We start from the raw sequence: 3,073 nt of genomic DNA, 5'->3' as shown, positions 1-3,073 counted from the left end.
TTGAATATTGAAAAACGTACTATATTTACGTATCAATAAAAAGGATTATGAAAGAAATAATCATTCAAGACAAGGAAAAGTATTTTGAAGAAAACTATCCGTTTTATGACCCGCCAAAAATGACAGATAAAAAACGCTGCATACATTGCGATAGCATTATCACAGTTGGTGACTATAAAGTTTTTAGAGATAGGGACGGCGGCGAACTAATTTGCTGCCCAAATTCTCCACAATGTGACGGGACAGTTATAGATTGGTTTGATTTGAATCCCAAATTGGCGCAGCCCAAGTTGCAAATTGTAAGTGAATCGTTGTCTGTAGATACTTCGTTGCCTGTAGATTGGTTTGATTTGAATATTGAATTAGCGCAGGTTGATTTCCAAATAGCCTCGTTGTTAAATACTTCGTCGTCATTGATAATTCGTAAAAAAGTAAAGGTTTATAGAATACGGCCAATTGAAAATAAACTTTTCTTGTTGGAATTTGATTATGAACAGGGCGGTTTGATAGTTATCAAACAGTTCAAACGAATAAGTTTTACAATGAATACTTTTGAATTTTTAGTCGTTGACTTTTTTAGTGATTACTTTGACAAAATTGCCTTTTATCACACTACACCTAATCCAAAAATGATAGGTTTTAGAAACGGCAAGGAGTTTCACCGGGAATTTAATGAACTCTCAACTTGGAATAAAAGAAGAGCGGATTTTATAGTAAAAATTTTTTGGCTTATAAAAGATGCTTTTATACAACAAGACCTCGGAAAACTATATAAATCAAGGGTAAGAAGAAGTCCAACGAAACCCGGTCAAGCAAATTCTTGATCGTGACTCAACTTTTACTCCCTTCTGTTCCTGGCGCGAGAGCTGTGCCGTGAATTACGGGCCTGAGTATAAAGGTAAGTAAATGTTTTTGAAAATACCTAACGGTCGGTTAAAGCAAATGAATATTTAGTGATTAAAAAAAAATTATCTTAATCATTGTAACGAAATAAGGAAGGATTGATTCAATTTGTTTAACGTTTGCCACTGCCACAAACAGTAAATAGCAGAAACTAATTATTAAAATGGCAATACCTTGAACACCTACTTAAATAAATAGTGCTGGGCGATACTTGAAAAGTAGCTCTATCCGCAGGAGTACTATACCAAAATAATGAGTTGCTATCTATATCATAGATATATGTTGTAATAACATGCGTATTATCATTGATATTTTCTAAGGGTTGATTTAAATTTTCCATGGCTTGAAGTATAAATCCATTATAAATTTTTTTTCCGTTATTCCTAATTATGGGGCGTCCCAAAGATATTTTAATAATTCTGTAAAAAATAGGTCCAACAACTGGAATAACTTCATTCTTATACCTCGGACTTGCTTTAACCAGATTAATAAAAGAATTTTTAAATATTATAGCGGCTTCGCTTGTGGCTAAATTAAGTTTCTGTTTTTGGTAATCAATTAAAAATATTTTAGAATCTGGATAAGCGTCATAAAAAGCATTTTGTTGCTTAGACTGGTAAAGCACAAGTTGATTAGGCTGGTGTTGTCTGATTGGGTCAAATGTCGCATAGGGTGTAATAATTATAGTGTCACCAATTTTTTTATGATACCAGGTTGATTTATTTACTATGGTGGCGGTTTGCCGGTTTTGAACATCCAGTGAGGTAACGCCTAAAATATACAAAGGTTTTTCATTTTGGGTCGGTGCAGTTGTACGCGGGGTGAACCCCAATTTGTTACTCCAAGCATATTTAAACGATGTTGTTTTGCTGGTTATGGTGTAAACAGTTTGGCCGGTTTGCTGGGCGCTGCAGGAATAACAACAAAGCAGTATTCCCGCAAAAGAAAAAAATAAGGTTTTTAAGCATTATTTGATTAAATAAGATTTAGGCGAAAAATTAATCATGACTAAAAAGGTTAATGATAATGTATAACTTGCAACGAAGTTATAAAGAAAAAAATGAATTTTTAAAATTTCTATCTACTCGACTTATCATTGCTTCTTATTGTTATATAACCTATTAAATCAGACCCATTTGTATCTTAATCATTGTAACGAAATAACAGAAGGATTGATTCAATTTTGTTAGATCGACTAACCTATAAGGTGTGAAGAATGATTCTGTAAATAAACTGTTCTTTTGAAAACGAGAAATTCTTACCAGATTGTTATAGTTTGATGACTATGTTATAGGCAGTTCCCTCATATTTATATGCAATGCTGAAACTATTTGAAGTGACCCCAACTAATTGAAATCTATTAATGTTGTTCTCACCTTTCAGAACTCCATCAATATAAATGATACCGTTATCATTTGAAATATTCAAGACTTTAAAGGGTTTATCGATAATGTCGTGAGATACATCTTTATCTTTTTCTCCCAATTTATATTGCTCAACAGCTGAAAAATTTGTTTGTGGCCCTACCAGCTTTTTAAAGTTATTGAAATTTGGTATTATGTTAGAATATGCAATGCCAGTAAGATTAGTTTCTGCCGGGGAAACAGTATAGTATCCGTTTGTATTTCCCTTTGTTCGTTGGTTTGAAAGATAAACAACATTAGCACCGAACATTGCCGCTTCAATCTTAAGTTTCCGATATGCAATATCTTTAGTCTTTTCTTCATCCTTTGAGGAAAAAGCCTTTCCTTTTGATTCGGCACTCAATTCACTTATCTTATAAAGTCCCATAACCTCACTTTCAAGTGTTGTAATCGTAACCTTATCATAATCCATTACACCGTTTACTGATTTATAAGACGTTGATTCAGCAAAGGTTTGTACCCTGCCATTCTTAAAAATTATTTTTTGTATTGTGTTTTTATAAACAGTATTTATAAGGTCTTCCCCTGGGTATGTATATTTAACAGCATCAGGAGTAACTTCCTTTACTGAACACGCAATTTTTTCGTTATTTGTAAAAATGGTATCAGTTTGCGAATAACAAAAGGATACGGTCGCAAAAATCAAAAAGAAGGTTGCTAAACAGCATTTGACTAAATAGGATTTAGGTAAAAAATCAATCATGACAAAAGGGTTAAATTGGTAAAATATATTTTTGACGAAAGTT

3 protein-coding genes are annotated in these 3,073 nt (G+C 32.8%); 1 reads left to right on the top strand and 2 read right to left on the bottom strand.

Annotation, left to right across the window (positions count from 1 at the left end; all coding sequences use genetic code 11):
• The first annotated feature begins 47 nt into the window (after window positions 1-47).
• Window positions 48-824, top strand: coding sequence for a hypothetical protein (locus QZY09_RS20560; RefSeq protein ID WP_295675543.1), 777 nt, complete (start codon window positions 48-50; stop codon window positions 822-824).
• A gap of 230 nt (window positions 825-1,054) precedes the next feature.
• Here QZY09_RS20560 and QZY09_RS20555 read toward each other — a convergent pair whose 3' ends face one another.
• Both QZY09_RS20555 and QZY09_RS20550 read right to left on the bottom strand, forming a co-directional pair.
• Window positions 1,055-1,735: a hypothetical protein gene (locus QZY09_RS20555; protein WP_295675541.1), complete on the bottom strand. Its 681-nt coding sequence runs from the start codon at window positions 1,733-1,735 to the stop codon at window positions 1,055-1,057.
• Window positions 1,736-2,172: 437 nt separating this feature from the next.
• Window positions 2,173-3,073: hypothetical protein (locus QZY09_RS20550; protein ID WP_367119250.1), on the bottom strand; the 901-nt coding region annotated here is incomplete at its 5' end.

Origin of the sequence: uncultured Mucilaginibacter sp. (genome assembly GCF_903913935.1) — a bacterium.
GTDB lineage: Bacteria > Bacteroidota > Bacteroidia > Sphingobacteriales > Sphingobacteriaceae > Mucilaginibacter.
Note: the sequence above shows the minus strand (reverse complement) of the source record. Positions and strands in the feature narration are given on the sequence as shown.

Excerpts from the sequence above, each read along its gene's own strand:
- QZY09_RS20560 (WP_295675543.1), top strand. The coding sequence starts at position 48 with ATGAAAGAAATAATCATTCAAGACAAGGAAAAGTATTTTGAAGAAAAC.